Annotated in this window: 24 protein-coding genes; 16 read left to right on the top strand and 8 right to left on the bottom strand. The window is 39.0% G+C overall.

The genetic code is table 11. The features are described 5' to 3' along the window. Positions 1–56 precede the first annotated feature (56 nt). Positions 57–1,736 (top strand): diguanylate cyclase domain-containing protein, encoded by a 1,680-nt coding sequence (locus ACGTNH_RS12230; protein WP_394587141.1) that lies wholly within the window; start codon positions 57–59, stop codon positions 1,734–1,736. Positions 1,737–2,115: 379 nt separating this feature from the next. On the opposite strand, the gene ACGTNH_RS12225 is transcribed toward ACGTNH_RS12230, so the two are convergent. After that, positions 2,116–2,613, bottom strand: coding sequence for a DoxX family protein (locus ACGTNH_RS12225; RefSeq protein WP_394587139.1), 498 nt, complete (start codon positions 2,611–2,613; stop codon positions 2,116–2,118). A 615-nt stretch (positions 2,614–3,228) separates the two neighbouring features. Here ACGTNH_RS12225 and ACGTNH_RS12220 point away from each other — a divergent pair. Genes ACGTNH_RS12220 through ACGTNH_RS12210 form a run of 3 tightly spaced genes read left to right on the top strand, consistent with a single transcriptional unit; the run spans position 3,229 to position 3,883 of the window. Beyond that, complete coding sequence (locus tag ACGTNH_RS12220) at positions 3,229–3,453, top strand: DUF1659 domain-containing protein (protein WP_394587138.1); 225 nt, start codon at positions 3,229–3,231, stop codon at positions 3,451–3,453. Between the two features lie 32 nt (positions 3,454–3,485). Continuing rightward, complete coding sequence (locus tag ACGTNH_RS12215; protein WP_394587137.1) at positions 3,486–3,698, top strand: DUF2922 domain-containing protein; 213 nt, start codon at positions 3,486–3,488, stop codon at positions 3,696–3,698. Positions 3,699–3,751: 53 nt separating this feature from the next. After that, positions 3,752–3,883 carry a YvrJ family protein gene (locus ACGTNH_RS12210; protein WP_394587136.1) on the top strand — a complete coding sequence of 44 codons (132 nt, stop codon included), beginning with the start codon at positions 3,752–3,754 and terminating at the stop codon, positions 3,881–3,883. A 40-nt stretch (positions 3,884–3,923) separates the two neighbouring features. On the opposite strand, the gene lepB is transcribed toward ACGTNH_RS12210, so the two are convergent. Further along, complete coding sequence (lepB, locus tag ACGTNH_RS12205) at positions 3,924–4,445, bottom strand: signal peptidase I (RefSeq protein WP_394587135.1); 522 nt, start codon at positions 4,443–4,445, stop codon at positions 3,924–3,926. 127 nt (positions 4,446–4,572) lie between these two features. After that, on the bottom strand, positions 4,573–5,721 hold the full coding sequence (locus ACGTNH_RS12200) for an aminotransferase A (protein WP_394587134.1): 1,149 nt from the start codon (positions 5,719–5,721) through the stop codon (positions 4,573–4,575). Between the two features lie 104 nt (positions 5,722–5,825). Between ACGTNH_RS12200 and ACGTNH_RS12195 the strand changes: the two genes are divergently transcribed. The 6 genes from ACGTNH_RS12195 to ACGTNH_RS12170 all read left to right on the top strand — a co-directional run bounded on the left by ACGTNH_RS12195 (position 5,826) and on the right by ACGTNH_RS12170 (position 9,659). Then, a complete protein-coding gene (locus ACGTNH_RS12195) occupies positions 5,826–5,972 on the top strand; it encodes an FbpB family small basic protein (protein ID WP_394587133.1) in 147 nt (48 codons plus the stop codon). Between the two features lie 84 nt (positions 5,973–6,056). Beyond that, positions 6,057–6,908: a patatin-like phospholipase family protein gene (locus tag ACGTNH_RS12190; RefSeq protein WP_394587131.1), complete on the top strand. Its 852-nt coding sequence runs from the start codon at positions 6,057–6,059 to the stop codon at positions 6,906–6,908. A 14-nt stretch (positions 6,909–6,922) separates the two neighbouring features. Then, complete coding sequence (locus tag ACGTNH_RS12185; protein ID WP_394587130.1) at positions 6,923–7,630, top strand: DNA alkylation repair protein; 708 nt, start codon at positions 6,923–6,925, stop codon at positions 7,628–7,630. Positions 7,631–7,690: 60 nt separating this feature from the next. Next, complete coding sequence (locus tag ACGTNH_RS12180) at positions 7,691–8,080, top strand: hypothetical protein (protein ID WP_394587129.1); 390 nt, start codon at positions 7,691–7,693, stop codon at positions 8,078–8,080. 42 nt (positions 8,081–8,122) lie between these two features. Beyond that, complete coding sequence (locus ACGTNH_RS12175; RefSeq protein WP_394587128.1) at positions 8,123–8,332, top strand: PLDc N-terminal domain-containing protein; 210 nt, start codon at positions 8,123–8,125, stop codon at positions 8,330–8,332. 421 nt (positions 8,333–8,753) lie between these two features. Next, on the top strand, positions 8,754–9,659 hold the full coding sequence (locus ACGTNH_RS12170) for a chemotaxis protein (protein ID WP_394587127.1): 906 nt from the start codon (positions 8,754–8,756) through the stop codon (positions 9,657–9,659). Positions 9,660–9,932: 273 nt separating this feature from the next. On the opposite strand, the gene ACGTNH_RS12165 is transcribed toward ACGTNH_RS12170, so the two are convergent. The 4 genes from ACGTNH_RS12165 to ACGTNH_RS12150 form a co-directional block, all read right to left on the bottom strand. After that, a complete protein-coding gene (locus ACGTNH_RS12165) occupies positions 9,933–10,145 on the bottom strand; it encodes a hypothetical protein (protein WP_394587126.1) in 213 nt (70 codons plus the stop codon). A gap of 80 nt (positions 10,146–10,225) precedes the next feature. Next, positions 10,226–10,690 carry a YkyB family protein gene (locus tag ACGTNH_RS12160; RefSeq protein WP_394587125.1) on the bottom strand — a complete coding sequence of 155 codons (465 nt, stop codon included), beginning with the start codon at positions 10,688–10,690 and terminating at the stop codon, positions 10,226–10,228. A 62-nt stretch (positions 10,691–10,752) separates the two neighbouring features. Continuing rightward, positions 10,753–11,322 carry an SCO family protein gene (locus ACGTNH_RS12155; RefSeq protein WP_394587124.1) on the bottom strand — a complete coding sequence of 190 codons (570 nt, stop codon included), beginning with the start codon at positions 11,320–11,322 and terminating at the stop codon, positions 10,753–10,755. Between the two features lie 75 nt (positions 11,323–11,397). Then, a complete protein-coding gene (locus ACGTNH_RS12150; protein WP_394587122.1) occupies positions 11,398–12,255 on the bottom strand; it encodes a metallophosphoesterase in 858 nt (285 codons plus the stop codon). A gap of 142 nt (positions 12,256–12,397) precedes the next feature. Here ACGTNH_RS12150 and fadH point away from each other — a divergent pair, with 142 nt between their 5' ends. After that, positions 12,398–13,165, top strand: coding sequence for a 2,4-dienoyl-CoA reductase (fadH, locus tag ACGTNH_RS12145; RefSeq protein ID WP_394587120.1), 768 nt, complete (start codon positions 12,398–12,400; stop codon positions 13,163–13,165). A 696-nt stretch (positions 13,166–13,861) separates the two neighbouring features. On the opposite strand, the gene trhA is transcribed toward fadH, so the two are convergent. Beyond that, the gene (trhA, locus tag ACGTNH_RS12140; RefSeq protein ID WP_394587119.1) at positions 13,862–14,497 is read right to left on the bottom strand and encodes a PAQR family membrane homeostasis protein TrhA; all 636 of its coding nucleotides are present in this window, start codon (positions 14,495–14,497) and stop codon (positions 13,862–13,864) included. Between the two features lie 273 nt (positions 14,498–14,770). Between trhA and cbpB the strand changes: the two genes are divergently transcribed. From cbpB to ACGTNH_RS12115, 5 genes are all read left to right on the top strand, one after another. Continuing rightward, positions 14,771–15,220, top strand: coding sequence for a cyclic-di-AMP-binding protein CbpB (gene cbpB, locus ACGTNH_RS12135; protein WP_394587118.1), 450 nt, complete (start codon positions 14,771–14,773; stop codon positions 15,218–15,220). Positions 15,221–15,288: 68 nt separating this feature from the next. Next, complete coding sequence (locus ACGTNH_RS12130) at positions 15,289–16,782, top strand: MDR family MFS transporter (protein WP_394587698.1); 1,494 nt, start codon at positions 15,289–15,291, stop codon at positions 16,780–16,782. Positions 16,783–16,858: 76 nt separating this feature from the next. Next, positions 16,859–17,578, top strand: a complete 720-nt coding sequence (dapD, locus tag ACGTNH_RS12125) for a 2,3,4,5-tetrahydropyridine-2,6-dicarboxylate N-acetyltransferase (protein ID WP_394587116.1) — start codon at positions 16,859–16,861, stop codon at positions 17,576–17,578. Positions 17,579–17,632: 54 nt separating this feature from the next. Continuing rightward, complete coding sequence (locus ACGTNH_RS12120) at positions 17,633–18,748, top strand: N-acetyldiaminopimelate deacetylase (RefSeq protein ID WP_394587115.1); 1,116 nt, start codon at positions 17,633–17,635, stop codon at positions 18,746–18,748. A gap of 88 nt (positions 18,749–18,836) precedes the next feature. Further along, the gene (locus tag ACGTNH_RS12115; protein ID WP_394587114.1) at positions 18,837–20,117 is read left to right on the top strand and encodes a hemolysin family protein; all 1,281 of its coding nucleotides are present in this window, start codon (positions 18,837–18,839) and stop codon (positions 20,115–20,117) included. The last annotated feature ends 7 nt before the right edge of the window (positions 20,118–20,124 follow it).

The following is a 20,124-nucleotide window of genomic DNA, read 5'->3' as shown; positions in this document are numbered from 1 at the left end:
AATACCTCTATTGAAGAGGGATCAAACTAAATGAATGTGCCGAAAGAAGGAAATGTATGAGTATTGCGTATGAATATTTAAAAGAAACGCATATTCCTCTGCTCAAAGAACTTGGCAGCTCAATGAGCGACTGCGTGTTTCTAATGAAAGTGTCAAATGGACAGTTCTATTATGAATTCCTGAATGAAGCGGGTTATGAATTGGCTCGATTAAACCCTAAGAATTTAGGGGGCAGCCTGCATGAGTGCCTTCCTGAGAGTGAAGCAGCTTTTCTATCTGAACAATACCACAACGTGTTAAAACTTCAAAAAAAGACCTCTTACCATGATACCGTTATTTTCCCTAATGTTCAGTACTTGGCTGAAACCACATTATTTCCGCTGCGTAACGATAATTCTCAGATTTCTTATATTTTAGCTATTACAAAAAATATTTCTGTTTACACTATGAATTCGCCTGAAGCACGTTATTTAAACCGGATTTTCTCTTCTTATATTGAAAACACCGAAGAAGCCTTTGCTTTATTTGACTTAAATTGGAACTTCTTAAAAATCAATGAATCCTTTTATCGGATCTTCGGCTATCAAAAATCTGAACTCTATGACATGAATTGGTTTGATATGCAGGTAGAACTTCAACCCCGTTTCCAGGAGCTTTACTCTTTACTGGAAAAAGGGGAAAAGCTTAAACGATTTGATCAGCAGCTTTATCGAAAGAACGGAGAAGTTATGATGGCTTCTATCGGTTTAACTGCGATAGTGGATGAGGAAGGGAAGTTTATAAGAGTAGTCATGACTTTAGATGATATTACTGATAAAGTACATACAAAATTGAAACTAAAAGAGTCAGAGGTGAGGTATCGATTAATTGCAGAGTACTCTCAGGATCTTATAAAAATTATTGATCGGAATGGGTATATTCAATATGCTTCACCTTCTCATTACCATGTAATAGGTTATTACTCAGAAGAGATGGTCGGGATACATTACACAGCTAATGTTCACGAAGGAGATAAAGAAATTGTTCAAGAGAATGACCTTTCTTATTTACAGCATACCAGTGAGCTTCGTTACGAAGTGAGAATGAGAAAGAAGAATGGAACGTATCTGTGGGTGGAGACGAGACTCACCCCTGTAAAGGATAAAAAAGGTTACTATACGAAAGTAGTAGCTTCCAGCAGGGAAATTACGAAACGAAAGCAAGCGGAGGAAAAGTTAAAACAGATGGCGTACACGGATCACTTGACGGGACTGACGAACAGGAGAGTATTTGAGGACCAGCTAAAAATGGCGGCTCAACCTTCCTCCACTCGGAAATTTGCTCTCTTGTACTTGGACGGGGATCAGTTTAAACAAGTGAATGACGAGTTTGGTCATAATTTTGGTGATGAACTTCTCATCATGATAGGGGAAAGGTTGAAAAGTACCGTAAGAAAAGAAGACGTGGTTGCTAGAATGGGAGGCGATGAATTTGCGATTCTTCTTTCTGATGTGCAATCCTATCAAGATATTGAAGAGGTGGCTGAGCGGATTATTAGTCGTATTCATCACCCCTTTCTTATCCAGGGATATAAGTTTTCATTTTCATGCAGTGTAGGAATTAGTATATACCCTGATGATGCTAAACAAGTGTTTCAAATGAAGAAGCACGCTGATCTCGCATTATATGAAGCGAAGAAAAGAGGCAAGAAACAGCACGTTTTCTATTCTGCTATAACAAACCAAAACGAGCTATAGCTGATCAGCTATGCTGGAAGCTTGTAGAGAAACCTTTAAAAGTGAAAATACCTTACGTTAGAGAGTGTAAAGGGTTTAAGGAATAGATCACTGTCAAAATCATTTACTGAAGCTGTGCCCTGAGGAAGCGGCTTTTGTAAAAGGGCATTCACATCACGAAGGTTTTTCCATTCAGGCCAAAGGAACGGAAAAAGTGCCGACTCATATCGGACGAACAGACAGGAGAAACCCCGCAGGTCGCAGTACACAGACCCAGGAAATTTTCCGTCTTGTCCACGGAAAGCGGTGCTTTTTTCCTGTTCCTTTCTCCATACTTATGAAGTACATCGTAGCTTTTTCGACAGACTGCCAGCATAGCTGATGAAGCTATTCTGAAAACTTAACTTATTGCTGTTTTTTTATAAAGTGAATACCCTTTCCTTTTTAATACGTCCACTGCGTAATGATCAAGACCAATACGACCTGCATTGGCGCCGGCAGCTAAAATGAGTGCCCCTAGAATAAGCATTTCAGGATTTGAGCTAATCGTACCGCTTAATAAGAAGGCCATGTTCATTAACATTCCGAAAAAGACACCCGTTTTTGTTAACAATCCAATGATGAGTGCTATTCCTACAAGAACTTCCCCCCACATGACTAAAAAACTGAATAAACTGCTGTTAGGAAGAGCGAAGGTTTTTAAAAATGAAGCCCACCACCCCTGTACAATCGCTTCCTCTCCTTGAGATTTGAAGATAGCACCTTGAAGATAACCACCCGCATCAAAATCTCCAGTTACTTTGCCAATACCAGAAGTCAGCCACGTATAGCCTAAATAAATACGAATTCCTAATAAAATAAATGCTGCACTCACATGCTCAGTAAACCACTGCTTCATGTAAAATTCCTCCTTTATTATGTTCAATGATTCACAATCTTTTTACATCTTTATTGTACAATGTTTTATGGTATTATTGGATAGATTGTTCAATGATTCACAATGTATTCAATAATGTGTGACTTTTATGTGAACTCTAGGGTATGGTAAAATAAAATCAATAATTTTTATTCCTAACTTAAATGAGAATTAGCTTCTTGGTAAGTGATATAATAAATGAAGTTATTACATTAAATATTTGATAAAATAGGAATGAATGAAGAGGGGGTGAAGGTATGACAGAGATTGTTATGTTCCTTGTCTGTCTAGTCGTTTTGTTTAGTTTTATAGGGTTCTGTATTTTCGACCGAGGCTAAGTGATATACCATAAGGAATAGGATTTAAATACACAGAAATCGAAAAAGTGAGCTCCCTGACGGGAACTCACTTTTTTCAGTTTGTTTAAAAGGGTACCATACTTCGCTCTTTTACAGCTTTTCGGTGACTGGTAACCTTATTATTTCTGTTAAAAGCTTATCACTGACCCTTTCTTTATAAAATTTGTAGAAATCTTTAATTTAAGTAACACCTCTTTTATACTTTTTACGATTATAGAAGTGAAAGGAGGTGATTCACATGGCAGTCACAGCAGATATGGTTAACAGTCAGCTGCAGCTCGTGTTTGAAAACGGAACAGACGATAAAGGAAATGTAAAGTATCGTCGTAAATCATTTAACAACGTAAAAATGGAAGCTACTGAAGAACAGCTCTATAACATCGCTGTAGCGATCGAAGCACTTCAGGAAAACTTGTTGTCAACCATTGAACGGAATGATCGTTCTGTTTTAGTCGACCTTTAATCAAGAGAAAAAACTAAGAGAGGAGGGGGATTATGAAGAAGCTGGAACTTAAGTTTTTAAATGAAGAAGAAAAAGTGGTGACCATCTCTATTGACCACCCTGTTGAACCTGTGAGCGAAGCAGATGTAAATGCTGCTATGGAAGCGATTATTGCAGAGAATTGTTTTTACTCAAGCGGCGGGGATTTAATCGAGAAGAAAGAAGCTCGCATTGTTGAACGTAACGTAACCGCTGTGGAACTTTAATGATTGAAAAAGCCGCTTTTACAGCGGCTTTTTGTATAAGAGGGGGAATGAAAGTGGAAGGCTGGCTTCCTATAGTTACTGATTTAGGTTTTCCGATCGCGGTTACTTTTTATTTACTTCACCGCATTGAAGGAAAGCTGGACGTACTCATAGAGACGCTTCATCAATTTTCCGGTCGAACGTGAATAAAGCGTCCCTACCTTTAGCAAGGTGCGGGACGCTTTATCATTTGGTTAAGCTGATTTGGTTAAAAGGATAAATAATAAGTTCGGTACGGCCAATAATCTCATCCTCACTGACGAAACCCAGTCCATTTCGACTGTCTTTACTAACGGAGCGGTTATCACCCATTACAAAGTATCTGCCTTCAGGTACATCAACAGGTCCAAAATCTCTGGTCCCGGCTGTTGACTGCTCATTTAAATAGGTTTGTTCTTGAGGCTGGTCATTCACATATAGTTGATTATTCTTAAATTCAATCGTGTCCCCGGGTTGACCAATCACTCGTTTTACATAATTTTTAGTTGGTTTTTCTATAATTACTATATCCCCGTGGTTTGGCTCATCTATATAATAGATAATTTTATTGAACATAACTCTTTCTCCGCTTTCTAACGTAGGGTTCATACTCGCCCCCTCAACGATTGACGTGGCAAAGAAAAAGGTGCGTAAAACAAAAGCAAGTGCAATCGCTATGGCAATGGCTTTTATCCACTCCAACCACTCTCTTTTCATTTGTTCAGACAATCTCACTCTTCCTCTCTTACAAAGCCATAGTAATCCAATGGTTACATCCCTATTTTACCATAAGAATACTCTAATTCTTTAGAAGATGTCCGTTTGTCACTAAAATTTAATGAATTTTTACAAAAGGTCAGCTCTTTAAATATTGTTCTAACCGGTCAAGGCCTTTCTCCAGAGTTGATTTACTATAAGCATAAGATAATCTTACATATCCTTCACCATAGAAAGAAAATGCACTTCCAGGAACAAGGGCTACTCCGGCTTTTTCCACTAAATCCACGGCGGCTTTAAACGTTGATTCTTCAGAAGAGAATTTTGGGAAAATGTAAAATGCGCCATCAGGTACGATGTATTCTAATCCCATTTTATCCAGTCGATTCATTACATATTCGCGTCTTTCTTGATAAGCGTTTTTCATAACCTCTGGGTCATGCTTTCCATTCAATATAGCTTCTAGTGCTGCATATTGGCTGATCGAAGTGGCACAAGACACATTGTACTGGTGCACTTTAAGAATTTGTTGAGCCAGCCATTCAGGGGCCAATAAATAACCAATCCTGAACCCCGTCATTGCATGAGACTTAGAAACTCCATTAATGACAATCACGTGGTCCCGAATGTCCGTAAATGAGGCGATGGACGTATGAACTTGATCATAGACTAATTCACTATATATTTCATCTGCAATCATAAAAATCTCGTGATCCTGAATAATCTTTGAAATGTCACGAAGCTCCTCTTTTGTTAAGGATACTCCTGTAGGGTTTGAAGGATAAGGAGTAATAACACACTTCGTTTTTTCTGTAATGGCTTCTTCAAGTAGATCAGCTGTTAACTTAAAGTGATTCTGACTCGTGTCTACATATTTTACTGTAGCGCCTGCAAGTTTTATTAATGGCTCATAACCCGGATATATAGGAGCTGGGAGAATAACTTCATCTCCAGGCTCTATAATTGTACGAAGCGTAATATCAATGGCCTGGGACGCTCCTACGGTTACTATGATCTCATTAAGAGGGTTATACTGTAAGTTGAAACTGTCATGGACATAGTCACTGATCGCGCTGCGGAGTTCTGCAATGCCTGCATTATGAGTATAAGTCGTGCGATCATGTTGGATAGCATGTATCGCTGCGTTTTTTACATGATCGGGTGTAGAGAAATCTGGCTGGCCTATCGTTAAAGAAACGACATCTTCGTATTGCCCGATCATATTAAAGAATTGCCGTATGCCTGAAATCTGAATATCTAAAAGCTTATGATTTATTTTTTTCTGCATTATACTACCTCCACAATTGTTAACAAAATGTTCAAACAATTTTGATTTATCTTTTATTTTTTCTGTTACAATGAAATTGAAGTTGAAGGAAAGGAGTTTTGATCATGAGACCGAACCGAATCTCATTTGAAGAGCTCGTCGATCAGAATAAACAAGAATTATTAAATGATCAACAAGCCTTAGACAAAATCGATGACCAATTAGACGAAAAAAGAGTAAAAAACACAGATAAAAACGAAATGATAAACTGATCATATCATAATGAAAAAGCAGCCGCATTCGTGGCTGCTTTTTTTCAGTTCGTGGTAAACTAATAGGTAGAAAGGATGGGGGTTATGGAGCATACTGGTTTAGTGTTAGAAGGAGGAGGAATGAGAGGAGCTTATACAGCAGGTGTACTCGATTATTTACTCGATGAGGATATTCATTTTTCGTATGTAGCAGGCACCTCAGCGGGAGCTTGTAACGGAAGTTCCTATGTGGCGAAGCAGAGAGGACGGAATTACAAAGTGCTCGTCGAATACGGCGATCACCCTGAATACATATCGTTTAAACGAATGATGACCCACAAGCAATTGTTTGGGATGGATTTTATTTTTGACACACTGCCCAATCAATTAGTGCCTTTTGATTATGAGTCGTTTATGAATCGATCCACTAACTTTGTAGTAGGCACGACGAACATGAAGACAGGCATGCCCGTTTATTATAACGATTTTCCAGATCGTGAAAGTTTATTGAAAATTATGCGGGCTACAAGCTCACTTCCTTTAATAGCTCCTAGTATTTCTTATTTAGGCCATGAACTAATGGATGGTGGCATTGCAGATCCCATCCCTATACAGCACTCTATAGAATTCGGTAATAAAAAGCATGTGATTGTGTTAACAAGGAATGATGGGTATATTAAGCCGAAGATGAAGTGGAATTGGTACTTCCAGCGGAAATATAAAGACTATCCTAATTTTGTTCAAGCTTTGAAAAACCGCCATTCATTTTATAACAAAACGATGGAAACTATTCGACATTTAGAAATCTCACAACAGGCGTTTGTCATTCGTCCCACTCAGCCTCTAAAGGTGAATCGGATTGAAAGAAACCGTAATAAGCTTCACCATTTATACCAGCTGGGTTATGAGGATACCAAAAATAGAGCCAGTGATTTAAACTCTTTTATTGTTTCTTGAAAGGGAGAGGGCAGATGAGTAGAAGCCATGCTATACATGAATCAATTGTAACTGCATTTCAAGCAAATCGAAATGAAGATCAGCGATTTCGAATGGAACAATATATGAAAAATAAATTTTCTTTTTATGGTATTAAAACACCTGAGCGAAAAAAGATTATCAAAGAAGTGATGGCGCTCTTTCCAGAGAGAAGTTATGCAGAAACTGTGGAAGTGGTGGAACTTCTTTATAAAGAGGAAGAAAGAGAATGCCATTATGCCGCTTTAACCTTACTAAACAGCTATCGTCGTTCTACTCCTATATCATCTATAGGCATATACAAGGAGTTAATCTCTCAACATTCGTGGTGGGATACGGTTGATATGATCAGCTCTCAACTATGTGGTAATTACTTTACATCCCATTCACAGTATCTTCATCCTTTAACTATACGGTGGTCTCGCTCTTCTAATTTATGGGTGAGAAGGGCGAGTCTGCTTTTTCAATTGAAAAGTAAAGAACACACAGATGAAGAACTGCTTTTTCAAACGATTAGAGAGCTTAAGCATGAAAAAGAGTTTTTTATTGAAAAGGCGATTGGATGGTCGCTGCGTGAATATAGTAAGTCCTGCCCGACAGCAGTTGCGGCATTCATCCAAAATCACGAAATGCGCCCGCTCAGCAGGCGGGAAGGACTGAAATGGATAAAGAAAAAAGGATATGAAGTCAGCTTCAACCCTTAAGTATAATATTTAATGCCGGTGTCTAAAATGATGAAAAGCAAACGTAAGGGAGAATTTGCGATGATTGACTTTTCAATATTAGACGCTGTTTACAATTGGTTTGATGAAGACTTGCTGCGGATTTTTGGGTTAGAGGCCTGGCATTTATTGTTTAGTCTCGTTTTTATTTTTATGGCAGGAACTATGTGGATAGTTAAGCCGTTGATTGAATGGTTGGCAGCAAAGAATTGGCTGGTCCTTTTAAGCTATGTAAATTGTATCTTTGTGGGATTTCTTTTTCTACAGTTAATAGACCGCTATTCATACGAATCACAGACTGCGAATTTACCTGCTTATTTCTGGTCGATCAGTCTATTGGCTATGAGTACGTTTGGGCTTTTACTCGTGTTTGTTAAAAGTGTGAAAAAGATGGCAACCATCATAAGAAAAAGGTCGAAAAAAGCCGCATAAACTGAAACGTTTCTTTTCACTTTCTCGTATATTATAGAGGAGGTGGAAGAATTGGAAATAGGAATGTTTTTTATATTATTTATATTATTTGGTTTAGTTCTTTTTATATTAAATATAGTGACAAGTGTATGGGCCTATCGTGATTCTATTCGAAAAGGAAAAAGTCAGGGCTATACATTAGTTGTTCTTCTTGGAACATTGTTTTTCCCAGTCGTCGGGTTAATCGTATACTTAATTATACGTAATGATTAAAGCGGTCTCCTACCAGCTTGGGCGTAACCATGGGGATTTCTATATGTTTTTGATTTTTCCGTTAACATACAATTATATAAATTGGGTAATAAGACAGTTTATGAATTTTTAATTTTTATAGATTCTAGTAAGGATGGCATGCGATAACATTTAACTAAGATAAACACAGCTCATTAGCATAGTCAAAATGCTGCCACAGTGGAGCAGATGGGGGCTCTTAAACATAAATCATCCGGATGGATTTCTCCAAATCGTTCGGATGATTTTATGCTTTATTCAGTTTTGTTTAAGACTTATTTTTTAATTAACTATGCCAAAAGAACCATTTATTTGTCATTTAGTCGTTCTTAGGTACTACATAAGAAGAGATTGTGGTATCTTCTAAAGATAAGCATGTAATGAGGGAGAGGACGAATCACATATGCAGAACCAACAAGGAATATTATTAGAAAGTGGAACGAATGAGTTGGAAATTGTAGAATTCAGCATAGGAAACAATAGATTTGGTATTAACGTCATTAAGGTAAAAGAAATTCTTAATCCTTTACCAGTTACTGAAATCCCGCATCCTCATCAGGCACTGGAAGGGATTATTGAAATTCGTGGAGATGTTGTACCTGTTGTGGATGTAGCTCATGCCTTAGGATTTGAGACCTCAACTCATCCGGAGCAGGACAAATTTATTTTAGCCGAGTTTAATCAAACTAAAATTGTATTTCACGTACATACTGTTACACAGATCCACCGTATTTCTTGGGAATCAATAGAGAAGCCGGGGAAAATGTATCAAGGACTCGAAACACAAATAACGGGTGTTATTAAAAAAGATGAAGATTTGCTGCTCTTGCTGGATTTTGAAAAATTGGTAGCTGATATTAACCCGAAGACAAGTGTTCATTCTGAGCAAATCCAGGAATTAGGGAAAAGAGAACGCTCAAATAAAAAGATATTGATTGCAGAAGATTCAGGATTACTCAGGGGTCTGCTGAAAGAAACTTTGAATGAAGCGGGATACGTTCATACTACTTGCTTCGAAGATGGAAAGGCTGCTTATGACCACTTAATTCAACTAGCAGATGTGGGGAAAGAGGCACTCGAAGAATATCAGCTTATCATTACCGATATCGAAATGCCAAGAATGGATGGACACCATTTTACAAAGCTCGTAAAAGAGCATGAAAATTTGAAGGAAATGCCGGTTGTTATTTTTTCTTCTTTGATTACTCAAGATTTAAAACACAAAGGAGAAAAAGTAGGCGCAGATGCTCAAATCTCTAAACCGGAAATAGTAAACCTAATCCAAACAATTGACAGCCATATTAATTAGAAAATCCTGGGAATTTAAATAGCATTGATGTCAATAAATGAACGAACGTATAAACGCAGTTCATTAGCGCAGTTAAAGGTGGAAACAGTACAAGCCGAAGTTCCCGCCAGGATATCGTTTCTTTGCTTCTTAAGGAAGCTGAAACCGTCCACAGGGAAAGTAAAGGGTTTTGATGGAGCGGTGTACATTTTACTTTAACATAAAAAGTCCGAACTCATTAGCTATAAAATCGTTCGGATTTTTTATGCTGTATCCTCTCGTTTTTGAGGCTGGTTATTTATCTTTTTCCATTCTTTTAAATAATGTATCGTGCCATTGGTAAACCTGCTTAGAAATCACTTCTGGACTATTTCCATCCGGGTGGGACTCTAAGATAATTTTTTTTTCATGATCTGATAAATGTTCGTACGAAGATCTCATTTCTGTTGTATATTCCATATAACGCTTTAAGTGGTAAAGAAAATCGTCCATAGCATTCATTGTCATATTATCCCCTCCTACTGGGGTACATACCTTTTTTAAAAGCGAACGAAACATAAGATAAGCAGTCCAGAATTCTGGACTGCTTATCGGCGTTTATGTCGTTGATTCCACGGGGTGATATTCTGTTGACCTAACAACGAAGGGGAGGATTGGTAAGAAGTTGAAGTGGTTCTTACTTTTTTTTGGTCCCAACCTAAATAATCATAAAGTACTCGTTTCGCTTTGGATAATGACAGCTTAGGTTTTGGATTTCGGTAGGATTGGTCAACGGAGCCTAAATGCTTAAGCTGATCAAAATCTTTTTTTTCAGCTGGAATATGAAAATAATACCCGCCTATTTCTATGAGCAGGGTCGAATGCTGTTTACTGAATTTTGGATGCTCAGAGAAATGAAGGCCTACCTTTTTGGCTTTATTTTCTTTGAGCAGCTTGGAGATGGCTTGTTTTTTTATATCGTATAAATGCTTAGGCTGTGGTGCTGTTTTGGCATGGCGGTTTACTATAAATAAAGATTCTGCTAATTCGCGGTTTGTATGATCTGAGTACATACATGTCCTCCTTTCTTAAAGTATCTTCAATCTTAGCTGAAAGCAGTCATATTTGCAAAATATTACTGTAATTTCTTAACATCTTCTAGAATGTTACCCATTTCTTTCGCTTTTGTTCCATCATAGCTTTTTATAACTTTTCCATCTGGATTTACAAGGAAAAAGCTTGTTCCATGTGCCACTTGGTCCGAATCTTCTAACTGATTTAAGGGAGATTGAAAGGATTTAATCGATAGTTCTTTGACGTCTTGAAATTCATATCCTGTCATAAAGTCCCACGTGGCAAAATCAGCCTCAAATTGGTTTGCAAATTCTTTTAATTTCTTTTCTGTATCATATTCAGGATCGGCAGAAAAGGAAACAAGTGGAGTCTCTAATTGGTTTTTTTCTAACTGTTGTTGTAAACGCGACATATTACTTGTCATAGGTGGACACACGGTGTCACACCTTGTGAAAATAAAATTAGCTATCCAATAATCTCCCTCGAAATGGTCGGGAAATGTAATTGTCTCTCCGTCTTGGTTAGTACCTTCGAAATCTTCTACGTCCCTGGACATGTTTTCCTCGATCGGTGAACCACATGCCGTTAATGTAAAAATAAGTATGCTTAAAACGCAAGTTATCTGCTTCATAATTCCCCTCCCTGGATCCAGTTTACCACCTGTTAGGTGCAGAGATGTCATGGTTCTCTGGTTGTCACACAATTGTTAAGGGTTAGGGTGTAACGTATAAATGGAGTATTCAGGCTTGCACAAGAAGCGGTAAGGCATTCGAGTTGTGCCAATACCACGGCTGATATACAACGTTAGCCGGTCGCTGATTAAGTGTTTACCATCTACATATTTCTCTCCATAGGGTGGCGTAACCATAGATCCAATCACAGGAATTCGCACCTGGCCCCCGTGGCTGTGGCCGGAAAGCTGTACATCGACAGGATAGTCTTTGACGCGATCAGCAATATCTGGCTCGTGAACGAGCAATACTGAAAAAGTATCGTCGTTCAATTGGTTCAAAGTACCTGCAATATTTGGCGCGCCCAGCATAATATCATCTAAACCAGCAAGAGAGATAGAATCTCCATCTTTTTTTATCTCAGTTACTTGATTTTTTAATAAAGTAAAACCTCCATTTGACATCACTGCTTCTAGTTTTTCTGTTCCATATCCGCCATGATCATGGTTTCCATAGATCCAGAACTTCCCTAGAGGCGCTTCAAGTTCATTTAATAGAGAAGGAATTTCAGAACTGAAGTGATAACGTTGAGGTTCGTCAACCAGGTCACCAGTAAACACAAGCAAGTCAGGTTTCTCAGCTTTTAATTTTTGAATTAAATCTTTGAATTGATCCATTGAATAGTGAAAACCTAAATGTATATCTGAGAATTGAACAATTTTTACTTGATTAAAAGATGCAGGAATCTTCGGGTGCTTCCATGTATAAGTCTGGGTAGTAAGCATGGCCGGCTCCATATAACGAGCATAGTAATAACCGCCCCCGGATAACCCTAGAAAGCCGAGTGCGCTGTACACTATATTTTTAATAAAACGTCTCCGTGTCATCGTCATTTAGATGCCCCCGTTCTTTACTTTCGTCATTATACCACTTTTACTATCTATGAAATATAACAAAAGATTTCACAAGTTTTTTTAAAAATGAACAGGAATTCAGTTTTTTATATGGAATGTAGTATAGACGGAGGGATGTTTAATGGAGAATCAAGTGATTATTGTGACAGGCGGCTCCAGCGGGATGGGGCTTTATATGGCAAAACGATTTCTTGAAGAAGGAGCTAGAGTTGCCATAACAGGAAGAAATAAAGATCGGCTCCAACAAGCCAAGGAGCAAATTGCGCAAGGAAATGAAGACAAGCTTCTTCTTATAGAAATGGATGTACGTAAGGTAGAGGATGCAGATCGAATGGTAGACGAAGCGGTCGAAACATTTGGCCGGATTGATCATTTAGTTAATAATGCAGCGGGGAACTTTATTTCACCAGCAGAGAAATTATCTCCTAACGGCTGGAACTCGGTGATTAATATCGTTCTAAATGGCACTTTTTACTGCAGCCAAGCTGTAGGCAAGTACTGGATTGATCAAGGAATCAAAGGATCGATCCTAAATATGGTTGCTACATATGCGTGGAACGCTGGCGCGGGTGTTATTCATTCTGCTTCAGCAAAAGCAGGTGTACTTGCGATGACAAGAACACTTGCAGTTGAGTGGGGGAGCCGGTACGGTATCCGTGCCAATGCCATCGCTCCGGGACCCATTGAGAGAACTGGGGGAGCGGATAAACTCTTCGAATCAGAGAAAGCGGCAAAACGCACGTTGCAATCTATCCCTCTAGGCCGCTTAGGTACACCAGAGGAGATTGCTGGTTTAGCTCGCTTTATCTTATCAGATGAAGCTTCATATATGAATGGAGAAGTCGTTACTTTAGATGGCGGCCAATGGCTGAATCAATTTCCGTTTTAATCATCTACTATATCGTTTAAAAGATAAACAAAAAAGAAGCTGACTTCAAGCAGCTTCTCAGGCTGTTAAAAAGCTTGAATGGACGTACACGTTGTATCTTATGGTTCCTCTCTTAGTCTGAAGAAAAGGAACAGGAAAAAGTACCGCTTTCCGCGGGGCAGGCGGAAAGTCTCCTCGATCTCCGGGGCCTCTCCTGTCTGCTCGTCCCGCAGGAGTCGGCACTTTTTCCGTTCCTTTTAATCTTAAGAGACGCTCGGAATCGTGGGATCACGGAACCTTGGGGAAAAGAAGGTCTTAAACACCATTACGTCTAGTAATCACTTTTCAAAAAAGGGTTTTAGGAAACGGCGAGACTCCTAAGCGAGAGACGAATAAGGTGTGACCCCGGAAGGCTGATAAGCCTGAGGAGGCACACCGTTCGCCCTTGGAAAGAGAGTCGTTTCCTAAAACCCTTCCTCTTGATAAGGTAAGGAATGTTTTCACTTTCGAACTAAAAGAGAAAACGACGGTTTCTCAACAAAAAAGAAGCTGCCTTTAAGCAGCTTCTTTTGTTTGTAGGGACGTTACCCCTATTGTGTAAAAAAGAGTGGATATGGAGTCAGTTTCCTGCACCCTTTTTTCGAATGTCTGACGATGTTTTCTCATTTATCTTTAGGAGCATATTCTTCTGCAATTACGGTGACAACCGCACGTTTTCTAAATAATGTAAAAGAAGATCGTGAAGAAGTGAAAGATCGATCCGCCTAAAACAAATAAGTGCCACACCATATGATGGTATGTAAAACTTCGCCACACATAAAAAATAGAGCCGATGGAATATAACACTCCCCCTACCACAAGATAAGTAATACCTGCAGCTGGTACTTCAGCGGTTAACGGCCCCCATGCTAATATAATGAGCCATCCCATTAATACGTAAAACACTGTTGAAAGCACAACAAATCGCTTTACGAAAAATACTTTAAAAATAATCCCTAAGATCGCTATTCCCCACACAATCCCAAATAACGTCCAACCTAAGGATCCTCTTAATGGCAGAAGAAGCATTGGCGTGTAAGTTCCAGCAATGAATAGATAAATCGCAGAATGGTCAAAGATTTCAAAGATATCTTTTGCTTTTCCTGGAGGGAAAATATGCACTAGTGTTGAGGACACGTATAAAAGAAGCATCGTCCCTCCATAGATGCTAACCGAAACGATGTGCCAGGCTGTTCCTTGCAAACTAGCAAATACGATAAGCAGTATAAGCATTGCAACACTTAATATCGCTCCAATACCATGAGTAACGGCATTAGCGATTTCTTCTCTTCTAGAAAATGTGTGTGTCATCATTTAATTTTCATCCCCAACTTTTAATTGAAATAAAAGATCGTTGTCTTGTACTTCTTCTACCAGTATAAGCATATTTTTTAAAATTTTAAAGATCAGGGGTTTAACTACCTTATGAAATAGGGTAGAAGTAGGTGAATTATACAGTTAAATAAGAAAAAAAAGGAAGCCCAATTCGTGAATTAGAAGAATTTATGTTAGGATAAGTATGTATAATTTGTCGCTCGTTTCTTTTGCTCCTTCAGTGAGAAAGGTATTAGGGAGTGTTCATGTAGTATGATAAGTGTTCAAAGTAATGAAGTGAATTTTCCAGTAGTTGAAGAACTAATGATCTCTGCAGAGAAAGTCGCACACGTTCAAGTTAATAATCCTCTTGATCATGCATTACTCGTTTTATTAAAAACAGGTTATTCAGCAATTCCAGTGTTAGATGCTGATAATAAATTTCAAGGTGTCGTTAGTAAATCCATGATATTAGAGGAAACATTAGGAATTGAGCAGTTTGAATTGAACCGACTAAATGATTTAACAGTAGAGCAAGTAATGAACAAAGAAATACCATGCTTAAAAAAAGAAAATTCAATGATAGATGCCCTTCATAAATTAATTGATCATCCATTTATCTGTGTGACTAATGCAGATGAAGAGTTTGACGGCATTATCACAAGACGAACCATATTAAAACAATTCAGCAAATATTATCATGAGACATTGAAGAGAGCATAACGGAAACGAAAATGAAAAAATGTTATAGGAGAAGGCGCCCGTTTTGGGCGTCCTTTCTTTTTTCTACGATGAAAGAGGTTTATGAAGGAAGTGAGGTGGGTTTTTTTATGAGGAGGGGATTGGTGCTCGCTTCAATTATGCTTGCTATGTTTTTAGCAGCTATCGAAGCGACAATTGTATCAACGGCAATGCCCGGCATTGTTGCTGATTTAGGAGGTTTCAGTCTGTATAGCTGGGTGTTTTCAGCTTATTTACTGACTAATGCTTCCACTGTACTGCTTTTTGGAAAACTGTCAGATACATATGGCCGTAAACCGATTTTTATGCTGGGGATCTGCTTATTCCTGCTCGGTTCGATTATTGCGGCTCTTGCTAATGGGATGGTTGTGTTAATCGCTGCCAGGTTTGTTCAAGGACTGGGAGCAGGGGCTTTAATGCCAATCGCTACAACCATTGTTGGTGATATATACTCTAAAGAAGAACGTGCTAAAATACAGGGTTACTTGTCTAGTGTCTGGGGGATATCAGCTGTTACCGGTCCGTTGCTGGGCGGTTTTTTCGTCGATGTGTTAAGCTGGCCATTCGTTTTTTGGATGAATCTTCCTTTAGGAATGCTTGCATTAACCGGTGTCATGCTCTTCTTTAAGGAAGACGTTGAAAAGCAAGAAGCTCGCATTAGTTACAAAAGTTCGATCTACGTTATGTTAATGGTCAGCCTGGTGGTTCTTATGTTAGTGGAGGGAGGCATCGGAATTGCCTGGTTATCATTAGAAATGCTCATTTTATTTCTTACAGCTCTCGGAAGTTTTATTTTATTTAGGCAAGCTGAGAAGAAAACTTCAACGCCGATGCTCCCCCTTCATTTATGGGAAAACCGCTCCATTCGTTACGCCAATTTAACTTCATTAACGACAGGTATGATTCTTATTGGAGTGTCCAGTTATTTGCCGGCTTTTGTCCAGGGGGTCATGGAGCAGTCTGCTACAGTTGCAGGTTTTACCTTAACAACGATGTCGATTGGCTGGCCGATTGCAGCTACTTTAGCCGGGAGGTTATTATTAAAAGCTGGTTTTCGTTTTACTTCAATCGTTGGCGGCTGTTCACTAATTATCGGCGCTGTGCTGTTTTCTTTGCTTTCTCCGGAAAAAGGACCTGTTTTTGCAGCTGTTGGCTCTTTATTTATCGGGATCGGGATGGGTTTTTCAACGACATCCTTTATTGTCTCTATTCAAAATTCCGTAGATTGGAAGATGCGAGGAATAGCTACAGCATCTAACATGTTTATGCGTACTTTAGGTAGTGCTCTAGGTGCAGCCGTTCTCGGAGGACTGCTAAATAATCGTATTCACCAGTCTCTAGAGCAGGAAGGATTAGATCAAGAGTACTCTGTCGACTCCACAAATCTTCTATTAAATGAAGAAGCACGTTCAGAGTTAAGCGCTCAGGCATTAACTGTATTTAGAGAAGGGCTTACGAATGGATTGCACCAGGTCTATGTTGGTTTACTAATTTTAGCAGTTATAAGCTTTTTATTGATTTTACGACTACCTAAAAATGGTTAATAGCGAAAATTCTTGTCACACATAATTCGCTTTGATAAAGTAAAGAATGAAACCTAAAGAAACGAGGAGGCTACATATGAAACAGATGGATGCTAATGAGATTATTTCATTCATTTCTAATAGTGAAAAATCAACACCAGTTAAGGTTTATGTAAAAGGAAAAAATTTATCATCTCTAGATTTCGGTGATGACGTTCAAGACTTCATTACTGGAGATTCGGGAGTTATTTTTGGAGAGTGGAAAGCGATCCAGCCTCTGCTTGAAAAATACAGTGATCAAATTGAAGACTACGTGTTAGAAAACGATCGTCGAAACTCAGCTATCCCATTGCTTGATTTGAAAAAGGTAAATGCACGTATTGAGCCAGGTGCTATTATTCGTGATCAAGTAGAAATCGGTGACGGTGCCGTAATTATGCTTGGAGCGTCTATTAATATTGGTTCCGTTATTGGGGAAGGAACAATGATCGATATGAACGTTGTTCTAGGCGGACGCGCTACTGTTGGAAAGAACTGCCACATCGGAGCAGGAGCTGTTCTTGCAGGCGTAATTGAACCACCATCTGCTAAGCCTGTTGTAGTTGAAGATGGAGTTGTGGTAGGTGCTAATGCAGTTATTCTTGAAGGTGTAACGGTTGGCGAAGGTTCAGTGGTAGCCGCAGGAGCGATTGTTACTGAAGATGTACCTGCAAACACGCTGGTGGCTGGTACACCGGCTCGCGTTATCAAAGAAATCGATGACCAAACGAAATCAAAAACTGAAATTAAACAAGAGCTGAGAAAACTGGATAATTAATAGTCAAGGACCTTGCTGCTCATGCAAGGTCCTTATTTCTAATGGAGGGACACGATGGAATCAAAACAGCTTATACAAATTAGAAGGGATCTCCACCAAATTCCTGAGTTAGGTTTTCAAGAAGAGAAAACCCAAAGATACTTACTCGATTTTATCGGAAAGCTGCCACATGATTATCTTGAGGTGGAAACGTGGCGTACGGGTATTTTTGTAAAAGTCAGGGGGAAGAACCCGAAAAAAACGATAGGGTATCGAACGGACATTGATGGACTTCCTTTGCAGGAGGAAACCAACCTCGAATTTAAGTCGGTGCATGAAGGAAGGATGCATGCCTGCGGTCATGATTTTCACATGACGATTGCTTTATCTGCATTAGAAGCCTTAGCTAATGATCCTGCTGAGGATCACGTATTATTTTTATTCCAGCCTGCCGAAGAAGGACCAGGCGGGGCAGAGCCAATGCTTGAATCAGCCCCAATGAAAAAATGGAAACCTGACATCATTTTCGCTCTTCACATTGCCCCGGAGCTTCCAGTGGGTACAGTATCCTCCAGAGCGGGACTGCTTTTTGCAAATACGAGTGAGCTTTTTATCGACTTGCTTGGAAAAGGGGGACATGCCGCTTATCCTCATCTGACAAAAGATATGGTCGTGGCTGCAAGTTCTTTAGTCAGTCAGCTTCAGCAGGTCGTAGCAAGAAGAGTTGATCCACTGGATAGTGCAGTTATTACAGTGGGGAAGATTACCGGCGGCACAGTTCAAAACATCATTTCAGAACACGCACGTCTAGAGGGGACAATTCGCACGATGTCTCCAAACGCGATGGAAGAAGTTAAACAGGAAATCGAGAAGATCATTAAAGGATTAGAAATCTCTAATGATTGTAAAGTAACGATTGATTATGGTGCTAACTATTATCAAGTCAATAACGATGAAATACTGGTTCGGAGATTTTCCCATATAGCTGAACAGCTTGATTTTAACTATGTTGAAGCCAGCCCGGCAATGACGGGGGAAGACTTCGGTTATATGTTAAAAGAAATGCCGGGATTTATGTTCTGGCTTGGAGTGAATTCAGAAGCAGGTCTGCATAATGCTAAACTTTCTCCTGATGAAAATGCATTACAAGTTGGGTCGTCAATTGTCATTTCGAGCCTTAAGCAATTGTAGTTTTCGTATACATTAGAAGCATTCGTCTCATAATAACTGAAAATTGTTCCTTCGTGAACGGTATGTCTATTATTTGGGATGTGACGCTATGGAAACAACCATCAAACTGTTGGCGGTGGGTGTATTAATTATATTGACAGCTTTCTTTGTGGCAAGTGAATTTGCTATCGTAAAAGTCCGCCGTAGTAAACTAGAATCAAAAGCAGACGCAGGTGATAAGAAATCAAAACTGGCGTTGAAACTGGTAGATAATTTAGACGATTATTTATCGGCATGTCAGCTTGGAATAACGATTACTGCACTAGGATTAGGGTGGCTTGGGGAACCGACGTTAGATCATCTGCTGCAGCCTTTAATTGGTGAAGCCGGACTTCCAGCTGCGATCAGCCATACAATTTCATTTGCCATTGCTTTTTCCATTATTACATTTTTACATGTTGTATTAGGCGAGCTCGCTCCAAAAACGGTAGCCATCCAAAAGGCTGAACGGATAACTTTACTTGTATCGAGGCCTTTGATCTTTTTTCATAAAATCATGTACCCATTTATCTTTGTGTTAAACGGTTCAGCCAATGCACTCGTTCGATTATTTGGTATTGCTACAGCAAGAGAATCAGGGGAAGTCCATTCTGAGGAAGAGTTAAGATACATTTTAAATCAAAGCTTTAAACAAGGTGAGATCAACCGCAGTGAGTATAAGTATGTAGATCGCATTTTTGAATTTGATAATCGAATGGCTAAGGAAATTATGGTACCCCGCACGGAAATGGCGGCGCTGGATACGAACGATTCGATGAAAAACAATATCCGCATTATGAAACAAAACCGCTATACAAGATATCCAGTAATAGATGGCGATAAAGATAATATTCTAGGTGTTATTCATATGAAAGAGTTTTTCTATGATGATATAGAAAAAATGGGCTTGCTTAAACCATATATTAAGCCTGTAGTGAGAGTATTTGAAAACATTGCAATACAAGAACTTCTCGTACGCATGCAGAAAGAGCGTACGCATTTGGCCATATTAATTGATGAATATGGCGGAACCTCAGGGCTCGTTACCATTGAGGATATTCTTGAAGAGATTGTTGGGGAGATCAGGGACGAGTATGATCATGAAGAAGAAAGGGAAATTAAAACACTGAAAAATGGGCATTATCTTATCGATGGAAAAACGTCGATACAAGACATTAATGATTACTTTAATGTAGAGTTCGAGCACAATGAGGTGGATACGATCTCTGGTTGGATTTACACTCGAGATATCGATGCTAAAGAAGGAACTATTGTAGAAGAAAAAGGAATTCATTTTAAAATCGTAGATATGAATGTGGGTACCATACGAAAAATAGAAGCATGGCAATAGAAAAGCC

It is taken from the genome of Halobacillus sp. B23F22_1 (assembly GCF_043497005.1).
Classification (GTDB): domain Bacteria; phylum Bacillota; class Bacilli; order Bacillales; family Halobacillaceae; genus Halobacillus_A.
This window is presented reverse-complemented; position numbering and strand designations above follow the sequence as displayed.

What these genes read in the sequence shown, in the direction of transcription:
- ACGTNH_RS12230 (WP_394587141.1), top strand. Translation starts at nt 57, where the DNA reads ATGAGTATTGCGTATGAATATTTAAAAGAAACGCATATTCCTCTGCTC.
- ACGTNH_RS12225 (WP_394587139.1), bottom strand. Translation starts at nt 2,613, where the DNA reads ATGAAGCAGTGGTTTACTGAGCATGTGAGTGCAGCATTTATTTTATTA.
- ACGTNH_RS12220 (WP_394587138.1), top strand. Translation starts at nt 3,229, where the DNA reads ATGGCAGTCACAGCAGATATGGTTAACAGTCAGCTGCAGCTCGTGTTT.
- ACGTNH_RS12215 (WP_394587137.1), top strand. Translation starts at nt 3,486, where the DNA reads ATGAAGAAGCTGGAACTTAAGTTTTTAAATGAAGAAGAAAAAGTGGTG.
- ACGTNH_RS12200 (WP_394587134.1), bottom strand. Translation starts at nt 5,721, where the DNA reads ATGCAGAAAAAAATAAATCATAAGCTTTTAGATATTCAGATTTCAGGC.
- ACGTNH_RS12195 (WP_394587133.1), top strand. Translation starts at nt 5,826, where the DNA reads ATGAGACCGAACCGAATCTCATTTGAAGAGCTCGTCGATCAGAATAAA.
- ACGTNH_RS12190 (WP_394587131.1), top strand. Translation starts at nt 6,057, where the DNA reads ATGGAGCATACTGGTTTAGTGTTAGAAGGAGGAGGAATGAGAGGAGCT.
- ACGTNH_RS12185 (WP_394587130.1), top strand. Translation starts at nt 6,923, where the DNA reads ATGAGTAGAAGCCATGCTATACATGAATCAATTGTAACTGCATTTCAA.
- ACGTNH_RS12180 (WP_394587129.1), top strand. Translation starts at nt 7,691, where the DNA reads ATGATTGACTTTTCAATATTAGACGCTGTTTACAATTGGTTTGATGAA.
- ACGTNH_RS12170 (WP_394587127.1), top strand. Translation starts at nt 8,754, where the DNA reads ATGCAGAACCAACAAGGAATATTATTAGAAAGTGGAACGAATGAGTTG.
- ACGTNH_RS12165 (WP_394587126.1), bottom strand. Translation starts at nt 10,145, where the DNA reads ATGACAATGAATGCTATGGACGATTTTCTTTACCACTTAAAGCGTTAT.
- ACGTNH_RS12160 (WP_394587125.1), bottom strand. Translation starts at nt 10,690, where the DNA reads ATGTACTCAGATCATACAAACCGCGAATTAGCAGAATCTTTATTTATA.
- ACGTNH_RS12155 (WP_394587124.1), bottom strand. Translation starts at nt 11,322, where the DNA reads ATGAAGCAGATAACTTGCGTTTTAAGCATACTTATTTTTACATTAACG.
- ACGTNH_RS12150 (WP_394587122.1), bottom strand. Translation starts at nt 12,255, where the DNA reads ATGACGATGACACGGAGACGTTTTATTAAAAATATAGTGTACAGCGCA.
- fadH (WP_394587120.1), top strand. Translation starts at nt 12,398, where the DNA reads ATGGAGAATCAAGTGATTATTGTGACAGGCGGCTCCAGCGGGATGGGG.
- trhA (WP_394587119.1), bottom strand. Translation starts at nt 14,497, where the DNA reads ATGATGACACACACATTTTCTAGAAGAGAAGAAATCGCTAATGCCGTT.
- cbpB (WP_394587118.1), top strand. Translation starts at nt 14,771, where the DNA reads ATGATAAGTGTTCAAAGTAATGAAGTGAATTTTCCAGTAGTTGAAGAA.
- ACGTNH_RS12130 (WP_394587698.1), top strand. Translation starts at nt 15,289, where the DNA reads ATGAAAGAGGTTTATGAAGGAAGTGAGGTGGGTTTTTTTATGAGGAGG.
- dapD (WP_394587116.1), top strand. Translation starts at nt 16,859, where the DNA reads ATGAAACAGATGGATGCTAATGAGATTATTTCATTCATTTCTAATAGT.
- ACGTNH_RS12120 (WP_394587115.1), top strand. Translation starts at nt 17,633, where the DNA reads ATGGAATCAAAACAGCTTATACAAATTAGAAGGGATCTCCACCAAATT.
- ACGTNH_RS12115 (WP_394587114.1), top strand. Translation starts at nt 18,837, where the DNA reads ATGGAAACAACCATCAAACTGTTGGCGGTGGGTGTATTAATTATATTG.